Source organism: Hymenobacter agri, from assembly GCF_054778495.1.
Window position 1 is genome coordinate 1 of the sequence record NZ_BAAGZM010001313.1, and the last position, 521, is coordinate 521.

Consider the following 521-nt stretch of genomic DNA (forward strand, 5'->3'; position numbering starts at 1 on the left):
TCAGGTACACCGCGTGGCTCACCAGGCCCGGCACGGCGGCCAGGTGCGCCACCACCGCCGTGCCCTGCGAGTGCCCGGCAATGACGACGTGCGCGGCATCGACCCAAGGCTGCTTTTTGAGGTAGCGCAGCACGGCCTCGTCGCGGCGCACGTAGTAGTCGAGGTAGTTGCGGGCGCAGTAGTAGGCCGGCGGCTGGCGCTCCCGGAAAATGCGGTTGGGGTCCAGGTCCGTTACGTCGAAGGTGAGCGGGATGCCGGGCTTGCTGATGATGGCGATGTGGCAGCTTTCCAGCACCTTTTTGGGGTGGAAGCCGAACGGTGTATAGGGCCCGTGCGCATCGTACATTATCAGCGGGGTGGGAATGGAGCCTTCCACCCAGAGCAGCAGCGGCTTCTTCCGCGTCTCCTCGCCGGGCCTGGAGAGCAGCAGCACCTGCACGCTGTCGCGCCCGAACATGACCGTAAGGCGGCGGTAGCCGAAGGCTTCGGGCGGGCGGGGGGCGGCGGGGGCCGCAGTGGCG

At 67.9% G+C, this 521-nt stretch carries 1 protein-coding gene; it reads right to left on the reverse strand.

Annotated elements, in window-relative coordinates; genetic code table 11:
- The coding region (locus ACYVDE_RS25975; protein ID WP_460504381.1) for an alpha/beta hydrolase family protein at positions 1-521 on the reverse strand (521 nt) is incomplete at both ends.